Source organism: Curtobacterium sp. MCPF17_002 (assembly GCF_003234115.2).
Lineage (GTDB): Bacteria > Actinomycetota > Actinomycetes > Actinomycetales > Microbacteriaceae > Curtobacterium.
This window is the reverse complement of record NZ_CP126251.1, coordinates 3,301,032-3,319,827: the sequence shown is the minus strand read 5'-3', so window position 1 is coordinate 3,319,827 and position 18,796 is coordinate 3,301,032. Positions and strand designations below refer to the sequence as shown.

Annotated in this window: 16 protein-coding genes; 11 read left to right on the top strand and 5 right to left on the bottom strand. The window is 66.6% G+C overall.

The genetic code is table 11. The features are described 5' to 3' along the window. The first annotated feature begins 116 nt into the window (after nucleotides 1-116). The gene (locus DEJ28_RS15465) at nucleotides 117-2,591 is read left to right on the top strand and encodes a beta-glucosidase H (RefSeq protein ID WP_181433862.1); all 2,475 of its coding nucleotides are present in this window, start codon (nucleotides 117-119) and stop codon (nucleotides 2,589-2,591) included. Nucleotides 2,592-3,028: 437 nt separating this feature from the next. On the opposite strand, the gene DEJ28_RS15460 is transcribed toward DEJ28_RS15465, so the two are convergent. Further along, nucleotides 3,029-4,066 carry an LLM class flavin-dependent oxidoreductase gene (locus tag DEJ28_RS15460; protein WP_111117237.1) on the bottom strand — a complete coding sequence of 346 codons (1,038 nt, stop codon included), beginning with the start codon at nucleotides 4,064-4,066 and terminating at the stop codon, nucleotides 3,029-3,031. A 123-nt stretch (nucleotides 4,067-4,189) separates the two neighbouring features. On the opposite strand from DEJ28_RS15460, the gene DEJ28_RS15455 reads away from it, so the two are divergent. Both DEJ28_RS15455 and DEJ28_RS15450 read left to right on the top strand, forming a co-directional pair. Continuing rightward, nucleotides 4,190-6,763 carry a DEAD/DEAH box helicase gene (locus tag DEJ28_RS15455; RefSeq protein ID WP_111117238.1) on the top strand — a complete coding sequence of 858 codons (2,574 nt, stop codon included), beginning with the start codon at nucleotides 4,190-4,192 and terminating at the stop codon, nucleotides 6,761-6,763. 335 nt (nucleotides 6,764-7,098) lie between these two features. Next, nucleotides 7,099-7,350, top strand: a complete 252-nt coding sequence (locus tag DEJ28_RS15450; RefSeq protein WP_027465939.1) for a DUF6458 family protein — start codon at nucleotides 7,099-7,101, stop codon at nucleotides 7,348-7,350. 93 nt (nucleotides 7,351-7,443) lie between these two features. Here DEJ28_RS15450 and DEJ28_RS15445 read toward each other — a convergent pair whose 3' ends face one another. Together DEJ28_RS15445 and DEJ28_RS15440 are read right to left on the bottom strand one after the other, a co-directional pair. Then, entirely contained in the window at nucleotides 7,444-7,965 is a 522-nt protein-coding gene (locus tag DEJ28_RS15445; RefSeq protein WP_111117239.1) for a ribonuclease H family protein, read from the bottom strand. A gap of 90 nt (nucleotides 7,966-8,055) precedes the next feature. Then, entirely contained in the window at nucleotides 8,056-8,913 is an 858-nt protein-coding gene (locus tag DEJ28_RS15440; RefSeq protein ID WP_146248925.1) for a hypothetical protein, read from the bottom strand. 113 nt (nucleotides 8,914-9,026) lie between these two features. On the opposite strand from DEJ28_RS15440, the gene DEJ28_RS15435 reads away from it, so the two are divergent. Continuing rightward, nucleotides 9,027-9,365, top strand: coding sequence for a hypothetical protein (locus tag DEJ28_RS15435; protein WP_111117241.1), 339 nt, complete (start codon nucleotides 9,027-9,029; stop codon nucleotides 9,363-9,365). A gap of 10 nt (nucleotides 9,366-9,375) precedes the next feature. On the opposite strand, the gene DEJ28_RS15430 is transcribed toward DEJ28_RS15435, so the two are convergent. Continuing rightward, entirely contained in the window at nucleotides 9,376-10,194 is an 819-nt protein-coding gene (locus tag DEJ28_RS15430; protein ID WP_111117242.1) for an aldo/keto reductase, read from the bottom strand. Between the two features lie 232 nt (nucleotides 10,195-10,426). Then, complete coding sequence (locus DEJ28_RS15425; RefSeq protein WP_111117243.1) at nucleotides 10,427-11,632, bottom strand: MFS transporter; 1,206 nt, start codon at nucleotides 11,630-11,632, stop codon at nucleotides 10,427-10,429. A 433-nt stretch (nucleotides 11,633-12,065) separates the two neighbouring features. Between DEJ28_RS15425 and nrdH the strand changes: the two genes are divergently transcribed. The 7 genes from nrdH to DEJ28_RS15390 all read left to right on the top strand — a co-directional run bounded on the left by nrdH (nucleotide 12,066) and on the right by DEJ28_RS15390 (nucleotide 18,639). Next, complete coding sequence (nrdH, locus tag DEJ28_RS15420) at nucleotides 12,066-12,299, top strand: glutaredoxin-like protein NrdH (protein WP_017886897.1); 234 nt, start codon at nucleotides 12,066-12,068, stop codon at nucleotides 12,297-12,299. Between the two features lie 110 nt (nucleotides 12,300-12,409). Beyond that, nucleotides 12,410-12,826, top strand: a complete 417-nt coding sequence (gene nrdI / locus DEJ28_RS15415; RefSeq protein ID WP_111117244.1) for a class Ib ribonucleoside-diphosphate reductase assembly flavoprotein NrdI — start codon at nucleotides 12,410-12,412, stop codon at nucleotides 12,824-12,826. Between the two features lie 17 nt (nucleotides 12,827-12,843). Beyond that, a complete protein-coding gene (gene nrdE / locus DEJ28_RS15410; RefSeq protein WP_111095909.1) occupies nucleotides 12,844-14,949 on the top strand; it encodes a class 1b ribonucleoside-diphosphate reductase subunit alpha in 2,106 nt (701 codons plus the stop codon). A gap of 123 nt (nucleotides 14,950-15,072) precedes the next feature. Continuing rightward, nucleotides 15,073-16,047, top strand: coding sequence for a class 1b ribonucleoside-diphosphate reductase subunit beta (nrdF, locus tag DEJ28_RS15405; protein WP_111117245.1), 975 nt, complete (start codon nucleotides 15,073-15,075; stop codon nucleotides 16,045-16,047). A 39-nt stretch (nucleotides 16,048-16,086) separates the two neighbouring features. Further along, nucleotides 16,087-16,674, top strand: coding sequence for a TIR domain-containing protein (locus DEJ28_RS15400; RefSeq protein WP_111117246.1), 588 nt, complete (start codon nucleotides 16,087-16,089; stop codon nucleotides 16,672-16,674). After that, nucleotides 16,671-17,570, top strand: a complete 900-nt coding sequence (locus DEJ28_RS15395) for a DUF4231 domain-containing protein (RefSeq protein ID WP_111117247.1) — start codon at nucleotides 16,671-16,673, stop codon at nucleotides 17,568-17,570. Before DEJ28_RS15400 ends, DEJ28_RS15395 begins: the two co-directional genes overlap by 4 nt. A 124-nt stretch (nucleotides 17,571-17,694) precedes the next feature. Next, nucleotides 17,695-18,639 carry a hypothetical protein gene (locus DEJ28_RS15390; protein ID WP_146248926.1) on the top strand — a complete coding sequence of 315 codons (945 nt, stop codon included), beginning with the start codon at nucleotides 17,695-17,697 and terminating at the stop codon, nucleotides 18,637-18,639. The last annotated feature ends 157 nt before the right edge of the window (nucleotides 18,640-18,796 follow it).

Below are 18,796 nucleotides of genomic sequence, written 5' to 3'. Positions count from 1 at the left end.
CGGTCCGGAGAACTCGGGCCGGTCCGGAGAACTCGGGACCGATCCACAAAACCAACCGCCATTCGGTTTTGTTGGTACGGTGGCACTGATCGAGAGGACCCACCATCGTGAGCACCATGAACGACGCGAGCACTGCCTCCAGTCCGGCGACGACGCCGCTGACCGAGCGCATCGACGCGCTCCTGGACCAGTTGACCACCGAGGAGAAGGTGCAGCTGCTCACCGGCCGCGACTTCTGGACGACCTGGCCCATCGAGAAGATCGGGCTGCGCCGCATCCTGATGTCCGACGGGCCCTCGGGTGTCCGTGGTGAGGTGTGGGACGAGCGCGACCCGTCCCTCAACCTGCCGTCCGCGACGGCCCTGTCGGCCTCGTGGGACCGTGCGATCGCCAAGCGCTACGGCGCCGCCGCGGCCGTGGAGGCCCGGCGCAAGGGCGTCGACGTCGTGCTCGGCCCGACCATCAACCTGCACCGCTCCCCGCTGGGCGGCCGTCACTTCGAGGCGTTCAGCGAGGACCCGGTGCTCACCGGCGACCTCGCGGCGTCCTACGTCGACGGCGTGCAGGAGAACGGCGTCGCCGCGACGCCGAAGCACTACATCGCGAACGACTACGAGACCGACCGCTTCACCGCGTCGACCGAGGTGTCCGACCGGGCGCTCCGCGAGCTGTACCTGCTCGCGTTCGAGAAGGCCGTGACCGAGGCGCACGCCTGGGCGATCATGTCGTCGTACAACGCGATCAACGGCGTGACTGCGTCCGAGAACGACCTGCTCGAGACCCCGCTCAACTCGGAGTGGGGCTTCGACGGCATCGTGGTGTCCGACTGGACCGGGGTGCGATCGGTGGACTCGGCGAAGGCGTCCCAGGACGTCGCGATGCCCGGACCGAACCCGTGGTGGAGCGAGGGGCCGCTGCTCGCCGCCGTGCTGTCCGGAGCGGTCCCCGAGGCCGACATCGACCGCAAGGTCCGCCGCATCCTGACCCTCGCCGCCCGCGTCGGAGCGCTCGAGGGGTTCGAACCCGTCGCAGCGTCGCCCGTGCGCGTCGAGGACGGCGTCGCGTTCGTCCGCGAAGCCGAGGCCGAGGGCACCGTCCTGGTCCGGAACACCGGCGTCCTGCCGCTCTCCTCGGCCGCCGTCGCGCGCGTCGCCGTGATCGGCCACAACGCCGACCAGGCCCGCACCCAGGGCGGCGGTTCGGCCACGGTCGTGCCGGCGTCCGTGGTGTCGCCGCTCGACGGCATCCGCGCGGCCTTCCCCGGTGCGACGGTGGACTACGCGATCGGCGCCGTCGTGCAGGAGGGCATCGCGGAGTTCCCGCTGGCCACCATCACGAACCCCGCGACCGGGCTGCCCGGCGCCCGGGTGGCGTTCGTCAAGGACGGCACCGAGCTGTACGTGGAGGACCGCCGCGCCACCGCGCTGTTCTGGTTCGGCGGCGATGCGCCGACGCGCGAGGCCGACCGGCTCGACATCACGACGACCTACACGGCGCCGTCGACCGGCACCGTCCGGTTCGGCATCGGCGCCGCCGGACGGTCCCGGATGTGGATCGACGGCGAGCTCCTGCTCGACGAGGACGTGCCGTTCGAGGGCGACCAGCTGGGCGCCGCGTTCCTCAACCCGCCGGCGCGCTCGGTGCCGGCCGCGGTGACCGAGGGCCAGGACGTGGCGATCCGCATCGAGTACGACGTCATCCAGGACGAGACGCTCGGCGGGGTGCTCGCGTACCAGTTCGGCACCGAGCCCTCCGACGAGGACCCGTCGGTGCTCATCGACGCCGCCGTGTCCGCCGCGACCGGGGCGGACGTCGCCGTGGTCGTCGTCGGCACGAACTCGAAGGTGGAGTCCGAGGGCTACGACCGGACGTCGCTCGCGCTGCCCGGGCACCAGGACGACCTGGTCCGCGCCGTGGCCGCCGCCAACCCGAACACGATCGTGGTCGTCAACGCCGGGTCGCCGGTGGAGATGCCGTGGCGGAACGACGTCGCCGCGGTCCTCCTCACCTGGTTCGGCGGGCAGGAGTACGGCAACGCGCTCGCCGACGTGCTCACCGGCGCGCAGGAGCCGGGCGGACGCCTGCCCACGACGTGGCCGGTCGCGATGGCCGACGTCCCCGTGCTCGACGTCACCCCGGTCGACGGCAAGGTGTCCTACGACGAGGGCGTGCACATCGGCTACCGGGCCTGGCTCAGTGCCGGCACCGAACCGGCCTACCCGTTCGGGCACGGCCTCGGGTACACGACCTGGACGATCGACGGCGTGACGGCGACGCCGACCGTCCGCGAGGGCGACGCGGTGACCGTGACCGCGACGGTCGCGAACACGGGGGACCGGGCCGGGAAGCACGTCGTGCAGGTGTACGCGTCACGGGACGCGTCGGCGGTCGACCGGCCCGTTCGCTGGCTGGTCGGGTTCGCCCCGGTGCGCCTCGGCGCGGGGGAGTCCGCCGAGGTCTCGATCGAGGTCCCGGCGCGGGCGTTCGCGCACTGGGACGGTGCCTGGCAGTACGAGTCCGGCACGTTCACGCTGCACGTCGGCTCGTCCGTCGTCGACCTGGCGGGCACCGTGGCCCTCGAAATGGCCTGATTCGTCCGGTTTCCGCGCAGGGGTGATGTTCATTCAGTAACATCTAACTGCGCCAGGCGGCTGGTTACCGTCGGTGCGCGCACCGAGACGGGGTCGCCATGCGTGCGACACGGCCTCCTGATCCGGTCGATGGAGCCCTGGTGGCCCTGGTGCGTCCAGAATGCGTCCCCGCGTCCGCGCGGGGGCGCATTCGTCTTTCGGTGGCGTTGGTTGCCCACCACGACACGGGGCAGAGGGCAACCGGTTGACTTCATGCCGATCGGCAGAAACGGATGACCGATCGTCATTTTTACGGTCCACGATCCGCAAGTTGGTGTGACAAACCGTTCGGTAGGTGGAACGATGGTTGCACCATCCCGTACGGATCAGGGACGAGATGGTCATCCGGCCGGGCTCCCGCGGCCTCACCATCCACGGTGCGGGCCCAGCCGGATGCCCTAGTCCGAAGCCGGTCGCTCGTCGGCCGCACGCACCGCCGGGGCGATCTCCTCGGCCACGATGCGCAGGATCCGTTCGTGCGAGGCCGCGTCGCCGTTCGCGGGCAGGGTGATCACGAGCTCGTCGGTCGCGCGGACCGCGGGGTCGGCGAGCAGTGCGTCGACGATGGCGGACGGTTCGCCGGAGAGCACCTTGCTGAAGCGGAACGGCGGCGTGCCCGAGAGCGGGCGCCCCTCGTCGTCCATGCCGGAGGCGTACCCGGTCAGGAACTCCTCGTGCACCGCGCGGTCGTGGTCGTCGAGCAGCGGGACGACGATCCGGCCGACCGCCACCTTCGGCCTGCGCCCGGGGTGCAGCTCGGCGAAGCGTTCGCGGTACGCGGCGATCTGGTCCGCCTGCGCCACGGCGAACGGTGCACCGGTGTCCTCGGTGTTGAGGGTCGAGCAGTGCAGCAGCAGGCCCTTCTCGGCCGTCCGCAGTGCCGTGCCCATGCTGCCGCCGCCCCGCCAGACCCGGCCCCGGAGCGCCGGGCTGAGGGGCTGCAGCGTCAGGTCGGCGCCGGCGGGGATGCTCTCGTAGCCCTTGCCGGCGGTGCCGAGCGGCTCGCCCTCGAGGACCTCGAGGAGACGTGCGGCGCGGGCCTCGGCCTCGTCGCGGAAGCTCCGCTCGGAGCCACCGAACACCGGGTCGAGGATCGGCCCGTAGCCGGCGATGCCCGTGCTGATGCCGAGCTGCACGCGACCGCCGCTGAGCAGGTCGACGGTGCTGGCGTCCTCCGCGAGCCGGACCGGGTCCTCGTAGCGCATGCCGAGCACGGCGGTGCCGAACCCGATCCTGCGGGTCCGCTGGGCGGCCGCCGCGAAGAACGTCATCGGGCTCGTGAGGAACGGCTCGAAGTGGCGACCGCGGACCCAGCCGGTGCCGTAGCCCAGGGCCTCGGCGGTCTCGAACAGGCGGAGCCCGTCCTCGAGCGCGGCGGCCGCGCCTGCCGTGCCGCCGTGGTTCGGGACGAAGGAGAGGAAGCCGAGTTCGCGCACGACGCGAGTCTATGCGCGCGTATCGAGACGCGCCTCCAGTCCGGCACCCATCGGACTGGAGGCGCGGGGCGGCCTGGCACCGCGCCTCCAGTCCCTCATGGAGGTACCTGGGAGGATGGGGGCATGACGGACGTCTCCACCCTGCCTCCGCTCGTCGCGGCGCTCCCGCCGGCGCGCTCCGCGGCCGACGGCGGCGCCGTCGACCCCGACGAGGTCTACGAAGCGTTCGCCGACTGGGCTGCCGGAGGCGGCCGACCGCTCTACCCGGCGCAGGACGAAGCGCTCATCGAGCTCGTGTCCGGTGCCAACGTCGTGCTCAGCACCCCCACCGGCACCGGCAAGTCCCTCGTCGCCGCCGGTGCGCACTTCGCGGCGCTCGCCGAGGGCAAGCGCAGCTACTACACCGCACCGATCAAGGCGCTCGTCTCGGAGAAGTTCTTCCAGCTCGTCGACCTGTTCGGCGCGCAGAACGTCGGCATGGTCACGGGCGACTCCAGCGTCAACGCCGATGCCCCGATCGTGTGCTGCACGGCCGAGATCCTGGCGAACCTGGCGTTGCGACAGGGCCCGGACGCCGACGTCGACGTCGTCGTGATGGACGAGTTCCACTTCTACGGCGACCCCGACCGCGGATGGGCGTGGCAGGTGCCGCTCCTCGTGCTCGAACGGGCGCAGTTCCTCCTCATGTCCGCGACGCTCGGCGACGTCACCACCATCGCCGACGACCTCTCCCGCCGGACCGGGCGACCCACCGCCCGCGTGACCGGTGTCTCCCGCCCCGTGCCGCTCGAGTACGAGTACGTGATGACGCCCGTGCAGGAGACCGTCGAGCGGCTGCTCGAGGAGGGCAAGGCGCCGATCTACATCGTGCACTTCGCCCAGGCGGCCGCGCTCGAACGGGCGCAGTCGCTGATGTCGGCGAAGGTCGCGTCGCGCGAGCGTCGGGACGCGATCGCCGAAGCCATCGCGGGGTTCCGCTTCAGCGCCGGGTTCGGCCAGACCCTCTCCCGCCTGATCCGGGCCGGCATCGGCGTGCACCACGCCGGCATGCTGCCGAAGTACCGACGGCTCGTCGAACAGCTCGCACAGCGCGGGCTGCTCCCCGTCATCTGCGGGACCGACACCCTCGGCGTCGGCATCAACGTGCCCATCCGGTCCGTGCTGTTCACCGGGCTGACGAAGTTCGACGGCACCAAGATGCGGCAGCTCTCCGCCCGCGAGTTCCACCAGATCGCCGGACGAGCCGGTCGCGCCGGGTACGACACCGAGGGCGACGTCGTGGCCGAGGCCCCCGAGCACGACATCGAGAACGCGCGGGCCGTGGCGAAGGCCGGCGACGACCCCAAGAAGAAGAACAAGATCAAGCGCAAGAAGGCCCCGGAGGGCTTCGTGTCCTGGGGGCAGGCGTCGTTCGACCGCCTCATCGGCGCCGAACCGGAGCCGATGGTGTCCCGGATGCGGATCACCCACGCCATGGTGCTGTCCGTCGTGGCGCGCGGTGCATCGCCGTTCGAGGACGTCCGGTCGCTGGTGTTCGACAACCACGAACCGCGCTCCCGGCAGCTCGCGATGGCACGACGAGCACTCACCATCGCCCGGACGCTCATCAACGCGCGGGTGATCGAGAAGGTCGACGGGACCTACCGCCTGACCGTCGACCTGCAGTCGAACTTCGCGCTCAACCAGCCGCTGTCGCCGTTCGCGCTCGCCGCGTTCGAGCTGCTCGACCCGTCCTCGCCGACGTACGCGTTGGACATGGTCTCCATCGTCGAGTCCACCCTCGACGACCCCCGGGCGATCCTGTCGCAGCAGCAGTTCAAGGAGCGCGGCGAGGCCGTCGCCCGGATGAAGCAGGAGGGCATCGAGTACGACGAGCGGATGGAGCTGCTCGAGGAGGTCACCTGGCCGAAGCCGCTGTCTCCGCTGCTCGAGGCCGCATACGAGGCGTACGCCGCCGAACAGCCCTGGGTGCTCGACTTCCAGCTCTCGCCGAAGTCCGTCGTCCGCGACGTGTACGAGCGCGCCATGACCTTCGGCGACTTCGTGCGGTTCTACCAGCTCACCCGCTCCGAAGGACTCGTCCTCCGCTACCTCTCCGACGCCTACCGCACGATGCGGCAGACCATCGCCGAGGACCAGCGGACGCCCGAGCTCGACGACCTCATCGAGTGGCTCGGCGAAGTCGTCCGGCAGACCGACTCCTCGCTCGTCGACGAGTGGGAAGCACTGATGAACGGCGACGTGCTGCTCGCCGCTGCGGAACACGACGAGGTCAGCCCCCCGCAGCCCGCGCGGCTCACCGGCAACGTGCGAGCCTTCCGCGTGCTCGTCCGCAACGCCCTGTTCCAGCGGGTGCTGCTCGCCGCGGACGACAACGTGGAGGCGCTCGGGATGCTCGACGCGCAGGACGGGTTCGACCGGTCCGCGTGGGACAACGTGCTCGAGGAGTACTACGACGAGCACGACACCGTCGGCATCGACGCCGACGCCCGGTCGATGCAGTACCTCGTGCTCGACGAGAACGGGCCCGGCCGCACGTGGCGCGCGCGGCAGATCTTCGCCGACCCCGAGGGCGACAAGGACTTCGGGTTCTCGGCGACGATCGACCTCGACGCGTCCGACGAAGCGGGCGAGGCCGTCGTGCGGATCACCGAGATCGGGCGGTTCGACGGGTGGGCCGAGGTGGACGTGGACTGAGCGGGCTGTCGGGGGCGGTCGTCTGAGTTCGTCTGGGTTCGTGCGGGTTCGTGCGGGTTCGTCCGGGTTCGTGCGGGTTCGTCCTTGTTCGTGCGGGTTCGTGCGGGTTCGTCCGGGTTCGTGCGGGTTCGTCTGGGTTCGTCCGTGAGATCGCACTTTCTGCCGCTCTCGGGCGGCGTGGGAGGCGGGAACTGCGATCTCGGCGGACTGAGCGGCGGTTCGTGCGACTGCGGAGGGCGAACCGGGACGCGCGTGGCCCTCGTCGCCGCGGACCGGGTACGTTCGACGCCAGCCCCGGGCCGCCCGGTCGCGGGGCCATCGAGAGGACACCCACCGTGCGCATCGGATCGAGCATCGCCCTGATCGTCATCGGCGCCATCGTGGCGTTCGCCCTGAACATCCAGCTCGCCGGCATCGACCTGCGGCTCATCGGCTACATCCTGATGGCCGCCGGCGTCGTGCTGCTCATCATCAGCCTCGCCGTGGCGTTCGGCGGACGCCGGACCACCACCACGACACGGTCCGGAGTGGACCCGGCGTCGGGCGAGCAGATCACGCGCCAGGACCGTCGCGACGGGACCTACTGAGGCGATCCCGTCGGCTCGGGGCTCGGGGCTCGGCGCTCCGGCTCCGGCTCGGGCTCGTGAGCGAGGCCCGAGGCCCGAGGCCCGAGCTCGGGGTCAGAACAGCGTCGCGGGCGGTGCTGTCTCCGGCAGGGCAGCCGGCTCGGTGACCTCGACCCCGGGCCAGCCCGGCCCGTGCGGCACCGGGGTGCGCTGCTGGTAGGCGGTGGCAGCGCCGCGGGCACGGACGTCGGCGGCCTCGTTCATCTCGTGGCCGACGTGACCGCGGACCCACTCGAAGGTCACCTTGCGGCCCTGCAGCTCGGCGTCGAGCTCCTTGATGATCTCGACGTTGAGGACCGGCTTGCCGTCGGCCTTCCGCCACCCCTTCCGCTTCCACCCCGCGAGCCACTCGGTGCACGCCTTGATGGCGTACTGGCTGTCGCAGAGGATGTGCAGCGGCTCGCCGGTGTCCTTCGTGGCGCGGAGCAGCTGCAGCACGGCGGTGAGCTCGCCCTGGTTGTTCGTGGCGATCGGCCAGCCGCCTGCGGCCCAGCGGTCGTCATCGACGTACCAGGCCCACCCGGCGGGACCGGGGTTGCCGAGGGCTGAGCCGTCTGCTGCTGCGACGATCGTCACGGTGGGACCTCCTGCTGGGAGCGAGTGCTGGTGGCGAGTGCTGGTGGCGACTGCTGGTCAACCGTAACGGACCGCACCGACCCCGACCGCTCAGCGTGCGGAGGGGTCCAGGTTGAGGATCGTGTCCTCGTAGATCCAGCCGTTCTTCTTGACCCGCATGGTCGGGTTCAGCCACCGGAGCTCGGGGATCGTGATCCCGAACCGCATCGCGACCGTGGTCTGGTCGTCGCCGTGGGCCACCGCGTAGGTCCTTGGCACGCCACCGTCGTCCAACCGTTTGCCGTCCGCGCCGAACACGTACCCGTAGGCACCGGGACGGTCCTTCCCGATGACGATGTGCATGCCGGGGAACGGGTTCGGGATCGTCCAGTCGAGCGTGCCGAGTCCGAGGACCGAGCCGACCCAGGGCCGCGCGGAATCGTCACCGGTACCGGACGGAGCGGGGACGAGGACGACGTCGTGCAGGTAGTCCGGGTGCGTCCCGGCCTGCCGGAGGCTCACGCTCGTGGGCACCGGCTCGTGCTCACTCCACGAGGTCGCGCCGATGGCACCGTTGTCCCAGTAGTCGCCGTACTTCGCGGTCCGGCGGAACTCGATGCTCATCGGTTGCGGCTCGGTCGTACGGTAGCCCGACAGCTCGGCGTCGAACGTGCCCCCCGCGTTCGCGACGACGCGGACGTGGATCCGGGTGTCTCCGCTCTTCGACACGGCGTCGGTCTCGGCGACGACGGTGCCCTTCGAGAAGGCCTGCTCCGAGCCGGCCTGCTCGGTCCCCGTCGTCGCGTTCGGTGGCGGCGTCTGCGCTGTCGTCCGGCCGCCGCCGTCGACCGATGCCTGTCGCGTCGGCTTCGGGACGCTGTCGTCCCCGCCGAACGCCGAGCACCCGGTGAGCAGCAGCCCCATCAGCACCGTGCCGGCGATCATCGTCGTGGCGCGTGTCCTCCGCATCGTTGCAGGTTGCATCGTCGTTCCCCCTCGCCGAGATCGTAGCGAGCGTCGACGCAGGGGCTGACCCTCGTGATCGAACTGGTACCCGGGACCCACGGACTACCGTTCCCGCCATGAGCGACAGCATCCCGAAGGCACCAGGCCCGAACCCGTCCGACGACCGCGCACGCAACGACGCCCTGCGCGAGCGCACCGAGCGCGACGACGAGCAGGCCTCATCGGATCGCGAGCAGCGGGCGGCGGACACGTCGTACAGCCCGTCGAGCGAGCGGGAGATGGACGCGTCGCAGACGCAGCAGCGTGATCGGTCGGACCTCGAAGCGGACGGCATCGACCCGTCGAGGGTCGTCGCGGCTCCGGGGACCGGTGGCGCGGACGACGCGGGTGACGTCGAACCCGAGCCGGGCGACCTCAACCTGCCGTGGCAGTCCGAGGAGGACCGCCAGGTATGACCCGCCGTCGCTAGGCGACCGTGTCCGGGTGGGACCCGGTCCGCTGCCCGGACTCGAGTGACGCGATCGCCGCGAGGTCGTCGTCGCTGAGGACGAACCCGTCGACGTCGAGGTTCGACCTGATGCGCGACGGCGTCACCGACTTCGGCAGCACCACGACGCCCTGCTGCACGTTCCACCGCACGAGCACCTGCGCGACGCTCACCCCGTGGGCATCGGCGATCCGGGTGAGGACCGGTTCGTCGATGAGCCGACCTCGACCGAGCGGCGACCACGCCCCGGTCACGATGCCGTGCTGCTCGTGGAACGCGATGAGGTCGCGCTGCGGCAACCACGGGTGCCGCTCGACCTGGTTGAGGGCAGGGACCTCGCCGGTCTCGCCGATGATCCGCTCGAGGTGCGGCACCTGGAAGTTCGAGACCCCGACGCTGCGGGCCCGGCCGGACTCCCGCAGTTCGACGAGGGCCCGCCAAGTGTCGACGTAGCGGTCGTTGGCCGCGGCCGGCCAGTGGATCAGGTAGAGATCGACCGAGTCCAGTCCGAGCCGCGCCAGGCTGCCGTCGAACGCCCGCAGGGTCGCGTCGCGCCCCTGGTGGTCGTTCCACACCTTCGTGGTCACGTAGACGTCGTCACGGTTCAGCCTGGAGGCACGGATCGCCTTCCCGACGCCGGTCTCGTTGCCGTACATCTCGGCTGTGTCGACGTGTCGGTAGCCGGAGTCGAGCGCCAGACCGACGGCGGTCTCTGCTGCGGCGTCGTCGACCTTGTAGACGCCGAAGCCGATCGCGGGGATCGCTGCGCCGTCGCGGAGGGGGACTGAGGTGACCATGCACCCATCCTGCCGATCCTGGCGGGGGTGCGCCGCGCCTCCCGGCGTTCTGTGGAGGACGCGATCCGTGCGCCGGGCTGTGAAGGAGTGCGTTCCTTCCCATCTCGCGCGGAATGGAAAGCGGAATCGCGCGTAGGAGGCAGGAATTTCCTACCTCCTATGCGCGGAACGGCTTCCTACGAGCGGAACGGCATCCTACGAGGGGAACGGGCACGCTGGGCGCGCGCCGGCGTCAGGTGGGGATGGTGACCGGCTCGGTGTCGGGGATGGGGCTGGCGTCGCGACCACGCAGGTCGGGCAGCCACCGCCGCATGACCAGCGGCAAGACCACGCCGACCGCAGCCGCGATCGCGCCGACCATGAGCCCACCGGTCGGGCCGTTGCTGTCGATGAGGAACCCGGCCACGGCCGACCCGCCCGCAGCGCCGATGAGCTGCCCGGTGCCCATCCAGCCGTACGCCTCTGCCGTGTCGGAGAACTTCACCGTCGCCGACACCGAGCCGAACATGACCGCGAGGGCCGGCGCGATGCCCGCACCCGCGATCACGAGGGCGAAGCAGAGCCACCAGAAGCTCGTGCCGCCCACGGCGAGGGCGAGTCCGACGAAGACGATGGCCATGCGGGTCCACAGCGTGTTCTTCGAGATCGGGCGGTGGCCGAGTGCCAGGCCACCGATGAGCGAGCCGACCGCGAAGACGGCGAGGACGATGCCGGCGTTCGGGCTGCCCTCGCCGAAGACGCTGGTGACGCTCGCCTCGACCGCGGCGCACGCCCCGATGAGGAGCATGCCGGTGAGGGTCGCCACGACGACCGACGGACGCTTGAGCACGACACCGAACGCGCGCTTCGAGCGGGGGATACGGACGCGACCGAGCTCGGGGGAGCCGATGAACCACGTGCCGCCGACGACGAGGAAGACCATCGCGACGACGATCGCCTCGACCGTGCCGACCTGGGTGGCCACGAACGTGGTGATGACGGGGCCGGCGACCCAGATGAGCTCCTGCGCGCTGGCGTCGAGGGAGAAGAGGGGAGTGAGCTGCGACGAGGTCACCATCTTGGGGTAGATGGTGCGGACCGCCGGCTGCACGGGCGGGACCGCCAGGCCGCCGATGAACCCGACCACCACGTAGCCCCACAGCGGCATGGTGACGAACGCGATGACGGCCATGCTCACGAGCGCGACGATGCTCGTCAGGATGAGGACCGGCCGCATGCCCCAGCTGCCCATCCACCGACTGGTGAGCGGGCCCGCGAAGGCCTGTCCGACACTCGTGGTGGCGAGGACGAGCCCCGCCGCACCGTAGGAGTGGAAGACGTGCTCGACGTGCAGCAGGTACGCGAGCGACAACATGCCGAACGGGAAGCGTGCGGTGAGCTGCGCGGCGATGACACGACCCACTCCGGGGGTCTTCAGCAGGGGTCCGTACGTGCTCACGGAACGAGTGTACGGACCGGACTGCCGGGGCTGTCACCCGTCCGGGGGAGGAGGTGGATCGTCCGTCCGGAACACCCCCTGTGGAGGACTCACGCGACACGCCGATGCCCTCTCTCCACAACGGGGGACAATCTGCTCCACACGGTGTGGAGAGATGTCGGAGGTCGGTGCGAGAGTGGCGGAAATCCGGCCTTCGGGACGGGGCCGCAGACCATCCACACTGTGGACGGCCTGTGGAGAACTACACGGCTGTAACACTTTCTCTTGTGGTCGCTCGCGCTGTCGGCCACTAGATGTAGTATCGAGTCACCGGAAAGCACTCACCCGGAACAGTGCGATGTCGAGTCCGACCAACACTGTTCACCAGGCGCAGAGACGCCGGTCCACAGGCACCAGAACAACCACCACAGCATCAGCAGAACCAGGGGAGATCATGGCCGTCACCGTCTACACCAAGCCGTCCTGCGTCCAGTGCACCGCGACGTACCGCGCGCTCGACAACAAGGGCATCGAGTACGAAGTGCACGACGTCTCCACTGACGAAGCCGCGCTCGAGCACGTCAAGAGCCTCGGCTACATGCAGGCCCCCGTCGTCGTCACCGACGACGACCACTGGTCGGGCTTCCGCCCCGACAAGATCGCGACCCTCAGCGCCGAACTGGCGTAAGGCGTCTCCCGTCCGTCGGACGGTGATCTGGTCCCGTTCAGGAGGCCCGGATCACCTTCCACGGACAACCCACGGTCCGTCTGTCCGCACCTTCTCCAGAGGAGCGCACCATGAGCCGATTGGTCTACTTCTCGAGCGTGTCCGGGTACACCGCACGCTTCGTCGAGAAGCTCGGCCGCGACGCGGACCGGATCCCGCTCTACCCGAGCGACCCGTTCCTCCACGTGGACGAGCCGTACGTGCTGTTCCTCCCCACCTACGGTGGCGGCAACGGCGAGGGGGCGGTCCCCAAGCAGGTCATCAAGTTCCTCAACGACGCGCACAACCGCTCGCTCATCCGCGGTGTGGTCGTCGGTGGCAACACGAACTTCGGTGAGGCCTACGGCCTCGCGGGGGACGTCATCGCACAGAAGTGCAACGTCCCTGTTCTCTACAGATTCGAACTCTTCGGGACCCCTGACGACGTGCAGGCGGTCAACACAGGATTGGATGCATTTTGGACGCAGCAGTTGCAGACGTCGATCTGACGTCGCCGCAGACGGGGATGGACTACCACTCCCTCAACGCGATGCTCAACCTCTACGACGCGGACGGGAACATCCAGTTCGACAAGGATCGTGAGGCCGCCAAGCAGTTCTTCCTGCAGCACGTCAACCAGAACACCGTCTTCTTCCACAACCTGAAGGAGCGGCTCGACTACCTGGTCGAGAACGAGTACTACGAACAAGCCACGATCGACATGTACTCGCTGGACTTCATCCAGCGACTCAACGACCTGGCGTACTCGAAGAAGTTCCGGTTCCAGACGTTCCTCGGCGCGTTCAAGTACTACACGAGCTACACGCTCAAGACGTTCGACGGCAAGCGCTACCTCGAGCGCTTCGAGGACCGCGTCGTCATGACCGCCCTCGGCCTGGCCCAGGGCAACGAGCAGCTCGCGATCGACCTGGTCGAAGAGATCGTCGCCGGCCGCTTCCAGCCCGCGACCCCCACGTTCCTCAACACGGCGAAGGCCCAGCGCGGCGAGCTCGTCTCCTGCTTCCTCCTCCGCATCGAGGACAACATGGAGTCGATCTCGCGCGGCATCAACTCGTCGCTGCAGCTCTCGAAGCGCGGCGGCGGCGTGGCCCTGCTCCTCTCCAACATCCGCGAGGCCGGCGCCCCGATCAAGCAGATCGAGAACCAGTCCTCGGGCATCATCCCCGTGATGAAGCTGCTGGAAGACTCCTTCTCCTACGCGAACCAGCTCGGTGCGCGCCAGGGTGCGGGTGCGGTGTACCTCTCCGCGCACCACCCGGACATCATGAAGTTCCTCGACACCAAGCGCGAGAACGCCGACGAGAAGATCCGCATCAAGACGCTGTCCCTCGGCGTCGTCGTGCCGGACATCACGTTCGAGCTCGCGAAGAACAACGAGGACATGTACCTGTTCTCGCCGTACGACGTCGAGAAGGTCTACGGCGTCCCCTTCGGCGACGTCCCGATCTCCGAGAACTACCGCGCGATGGTCGACGACTCGCGCATCAAGAAGACGAAGATCAAGGCGCGTGACTTCTTCACGACCATCGCCGAGATCCAGTTCGAGTCGGGCTACCCGTACATCGTGTTCGAGGACACGGTGAACAAGGCCAACCCGATCAAGGGTCGGATCAACATGTCCAACCTGTGCTCGGAGATCCTGCAGGTCAACACCCCGACCACCTTCAACGAGGACCTGTCCTACAAGGAGATCGGCAAGGACATCTCCTGCAACCTCGGCTCGCTGAACATCGCGCTGACGATGGACTCGCCGGACTTCGGCAAGACCATCGAGACCGCCATCCGCGGCCTGACCTCGGTCTCGCAGATGTCGCACATCACCTCGGTGCGTTCCGTCGAGGACGGCAACGACAAGTCGCACGCCATCGGCCTCGGCCAGATGAACCTGCACGGCTACCTTGCTCGTGAGCGCGTGTACTACGGCTCCGAAGAGGGCATCGACTTCACGAACATCTACTTCTACACGGTGCTGTTCCACGCCCTTCGTGCGTCGAACAAGATCGCGATCGAGACCGGCGAGACCTTCGACGGCTTCCGCGACTCGAAGTACGCGTCGGGTGAGTTCTTCGACAAGTACACGGACCAGACGTGGACCCCCGCGACCGCTCGTGTCGCGTCGCTCTTCGACAACGCGAACATCACCATCCCGACGCAGGACGACTGGAAGGCGCTGAAGGCGTCCGTCCAGGAGCACGGCATCTACAACCAGAACCTGCAGGCCGTCCCGCCGACCGGTTCGATCTCGTACATCAACCACTCGACGTCGTCGATCCACCCGATCGCGTCGAAGATCGAGATCCGCAAGGAAGGCAAGCTCGGTCGCGTCTACTACCCGGCGCCGTTCATGACGAACGACAACCTGGACTACTACCAGGACGCGTACGAGATCGGCCCGGAGAAGATCATCGACACGTACGCCGCGGCGACGCAGCACGTGGACCAGGGCCTGTCCCTGACGCTGTTCTTCAAGGACACCGCCACCACGCGCGACATCAACAAGGCGCAGATCTACGCATGGCGCAAGGGCATCAAGACGATCTACTACATCCGTCTCCGCCAGCTCGCGCTCGAGGGCACCGAGGTCGAGGGCTGCGTTTCGTGCATGCTGTGACGCCTTCGGCGTCGTGCATGCTCTGATTGCTCACGCAGTCATCTTTGGCCTGGAGGCGCGGTGCCAGCCCGCACCGCGCCTCCAGTCCGTCACTTAGTCACCATCTCTTGAAGGAAACGTGCGTTGGTCGAGAAGCTGAAGCTCATTGATCGGGTCCAGGCCATCAACTGGAACCGCATCCAGGACGACAAGGACGTCGAGGTCTGGAACCGCCTCGTCAACAACTTCTGGCTGCCCGAGAAGGTGCCGCTGTCGAACGACGTGCAGTCGTGGAACACGCTGACGCCGGCCGAGCAGAAGCTCACCATGCGCGTCTTCACCGGCCTGACGCTCCTGGACACGATCCAGGGCACCGTCGGCGCCGTGTCGCTCATCCCCGACGCGATCACCCCGCACGAAGAAGCCGTCTACACGAACATCGCGTTCATGGAGTCGGTGCACGCCAAGTCCTACTCGTCGATCTTCTCGACGCTCGCGTCGACCCCCGAGATCGATGAGGCATTCCGCTGGTCCGAGGAGAACCCGAACCTGCAGAAGAAGGCGTCCATCGTGATGGACTACTACCAGGGCGACAACCCGCTGAAGCGCAAGGTCGCCTCGACGCTGCTCGAGTCGTTCCTGTTCTACTCGGGCTTCTACCTGCCGATGCACTGGTCGTCGCGCGCCAAACTCACCAACACCGCCGACCTGATCCGCCTGATCATCCGCGACGAAGCCGTCCACGGGTACTACATCGGGTACAAGTACCAGAAGGGCCTCGAGACCCTCACGCAGGCCGAGCGCGACGAGCTCAAGGACTACACGTTCTCGCTGCTGTTCGAGATGTACGAGAACGAGGTGCAGTACACGCAGGACCTCTACGACGAGGTCGGTCTGACCGAGGATGTCAAGAAGTTCCTGCACTACAACGCCAACAAGGCACTGATGAACTTGGGCTACGAGCCGATGTTCCCGAAGAACATCACGGACGTGAACCCTGCCATCCTGTCCGCCCTGTCGCCGAACGCTGACGAGAACCACGACTTCTTCTCGGGGTCGGGGTCGTCGTACGTCATCGGCAAGGCCGTCAACACTGAGGACGAGGACTGGGACTTCTGATTCTCCCTCGGAAAGGGAGGCCAACCCAAGGAGGGGCAATTGGGTCACAAAGTTTATATTTCCTTCAAGACTGAGGACTCCGCTTACAAGGAACAGATTCAGTCCTGGAGTCACCTTGACTATGTCGACAAATCGTTGAATGAAGCAATTCAGTCCAACGATCAAGACTATATTCTGCGGACAATCCGTGAAGACTACCTTCGCGACTCAACGGTGACGATCTTCATCATAGGTCAGCACAGTGCTGAAAGCGCCGGCCCAATCGAGCAGTACTTCATCAAGCGAGAATTGCAGGCATCGCTATTCGACGGCCAGGGCAATACGAAGAGCGGTCTCCTTGGGGTTGTCGTTCCGGAGTTTGAGGCTTCAATCTTCGGCGGAGGTCAGAGGTGTGAGACTTGCAATGGGGTGCATACTTTGGTCAAGCTAAATGACTCCACAGTTGTCAAGGAATTCAGTTACAACTATTTCTTGCCGCAGGAGCGATGTGCCTGGACTGAAGATGACCGATACTGTGTCCTGGTAAGATGGAATGAATTCCGGGCCGACCCCAATCGCTGGATCGATATGGCCTTCGATAAGCGGTCATCTATCGCCGCAACGCGCACGAGGGTGCGTCCAGCATGAGTGCGAATCCATTGAATGATTCTGATCTACCCAGTTATTTCAAGGCGGCCGACTCGACCTCCAACTCGGCTCAGCGCGCGTCGTTAAAGGCAAACCGTCTGCGGCTCTCGGGTGTGACGCTTTCCGCTGTGGGGGGAGCTTTTTCGCTGTGGCTCGGGCCGATAGACATCTGGGCGGTGGCAGCCTTGCTTGGGTTTGTTGGCGCCCTCGCCGCTGAGTTGTTTTTGATAGTCGAACGTCCTGATCGTACTTGGTATCAATCGCGAGCTCTCGCCGAGTCCACAAAGACGCTCAGTTGGCGGTTTGCGGTTGCGGCGGACCCATTCTTTCCGACTCTCGCTGACAACGAAGCCGAAGCGCTATTCAGAAGCAGGGTCGATCAAGTGGCTCTGCAAGGGACTCAAAGTGTCGCTGTTCCAGACGCAGACGGGAGTGCACCGACGTCAAGGATGCGCCGCCTACGCTCTATGCCTTTCGTCGATCGCAAATCGGCGTATTTAACGGGACGAACGGAAGCGCAGCGTGATTGGTATACAAGGAAGGCCGAATACAATTGCCGAGCGGGGCGCGGTTGGCGCGTAGGCCTAATTGTCGCTGAACTTGTGGCTATTGTTCTCTCCGCTGGCAGGCTGTTTGCGGGTTGGGATATTGATTGGGCAGGCATCCTTGCCGCCGGCATCGGAGCAGGTGCAGCTTGGCTTGCTCTCAAGCAGCATGCAACCCTTCGTGCGGCATATTCGCTCACGGCGGCTGAACTTCAAAAGCAGGTCTCTCTGCTCAGGTTGGCCAGTGAAGCGGATTGGGCAGCAGCCGTCGCCGACGCGGAGGAGGCGATAAGCCGCGAACACACTACGTGGCTGGCCTCGCGCGGCGAAGTTAACGAAGGAATATCGTGAATTCTCGTCATGTCATTAGGTGCGGAATGGTACCGATGTCAACGCGACTCGTAGTCGCGCAGGGAGTCACGGCTCTCACGGCTTCGAAGAGCTACCGCTTCATAACTGCGCATGAGGTATTCGGATGACTGATGTCGAGCAATCTTGCTTTATTGCCATGCCTATATCCACGTCTTCGGCTGCCGCGGATCTGTACGGCGATCCCGATCACTTTGTACATGTTCTTGAGCACTTATTGGTGCCGGCGGTCGAGAGTGCGGGGTATCGGGCGATCAGGCCGGCGGCGGTGGGATCGGATCTCATACATGCGGAGATCATCCGGAATATCGGTTCCGCTGATCTTGTGTTATGTGACGCTACTTCGCTCAATGCGAACGTGTTCTTCGAATTGGGGATTCGCACCGCTCTAAATAAGCCTGTTTCAATCATTCGCGATTCCCTCACTCCAGTCTTGCCTTTTGACACGGGGGTCCTGAATACCCATACGTATGATTCTTCTCTGGCGCCTTGGCTCTTGAATGATGAGATCGAGAAGATTGCAAATCACGTGCAGGTTTCAGCCGATCGCGCTGCCGGGCAAAATGGCCTCTGGAAGTATTTCGGGTTGGAAGTCAGCGCGCAAGAGGTGCCGCGCGATCGTGGGGACCCAGTCCTCGATCGACTCGATCTGCTTCTTAGCGAGGTCCGTGGGGCGCGCAGTCATCGGGAGGAACCACCCTCGCCATCTCTCGCTGATCTGCTGCCGCGTGGCACCTCGAAGGGTAAGCTCGTAGTGCCGCGTGTCCAAAGCTGGCATTCCCGTGATTTTGAAACAGCTTTACCGAGTAGCTCTCGCGCTGGCTTCATGCCCGAGGGCTTGAGTGACGAAGAGCAAACGCTGTTGAAGAGGCTGGCAGATGTTGCCGGCCGCGTGAAGGCTCGTGTCTGGCTTGAGTCCATCACTGATGAGTCCGTGGCCATCGATTGTCGACCGTTCGAGTTGGCGCTCTTCCAGGTGGACGAGATGAAGGCTGTTGCTAACGAGTCGGGTCGTGCGCTTTTCGTGCAATTCGGTGATAGCGACGATTAGCGTCGCTCGGCGCAGCACCGCACTCATCAAGCAGGAACTGACCTGCTGACCGTTCGCCGGATCCGATCCTCCGCCACCACCCGTACCGCCGCATCTAGATGGTGCCCGTAGATCGCCAACTCCACCCAAAGGTCGTAGAACGCGAGTCGCGCCGAGA

What these genes read in the sequence shown, in the direction of transcription:
- nrdH (WP_017886897.1), top strand. Translation starts at nt 12,066, where the DNA reads ATGGCCGTCACCGTCTACACCAAGCCGTCCTGCGTCCAGTGCACCGCG.
- DEJ28_RS15440 (WP_146248925.1), bottom strand. Translation starts at nt 8,913, where the DNA reads ATGCGGAGGACACGCGCCACGACGATGATCGCCGGCACGGTGCTGATG.
- DEJ28_RS15430 (WP_111117242.1), bottom strand. Translation starts at nt 10,194, where the DNA reads ATGGTCACCTCAGTCCCCCTCCGCGACGGCGCAGCGATCCCCGCGATC.
- DEJ28_RS15455 (WP_111117238.1), top strand. Translation starts at nt 4,190, where the DNA reads ATGACGGACGTCTCCACCCTGCCTCCGCTCGTCGCGGCGCTCCCGCCG.
- DEJ28_RS15395 (WP_111117247.1), top strand. Translation starts at nt 16,671, where the DNA reads ATGAGTGCGAATCCATTGAATGATTCTGATCTACCCAGTTATTTCAAG.
- DEJ28_RS15390 (WP_146248926.1), top strand. Translation starts at nt 17,695, where the DNA reads ATGACTGATGTCGAGCAATCTTGCTTTATTGCCATGCCTATATCCACG.
- DEJ28_RS15435 (WP_111117241.1), top strand. Translation starts at nt 9,027, where the DNA reads ATGAGCGACAGCATCCCGAAGGCACCAGGCCCGAACCCGTCCGACGAC.
- DEJ28_RS15465 (WP_181433862.1), top strand. Translation starts at nt 117, where the DNA reads ATGAACGACGCGAGCACTGCCTCCAGTCCGGCGACGACGCCGCTGACC.
- nrdE (WP_111095909.1), top strand. Translation starts at nt 12,844, where the DNA reads ATGGACTACCACTCCCTCAACGCGATGCTCAACCTCTACGACGCGGAC.
- nrdI (WP_111117244.1), top strand. Translation starts at nt 12,410, where the DNA reads ATGAGCCGATTGGTCTACTTCTCGAGCGTGTCCGGGTACACCGCACGC.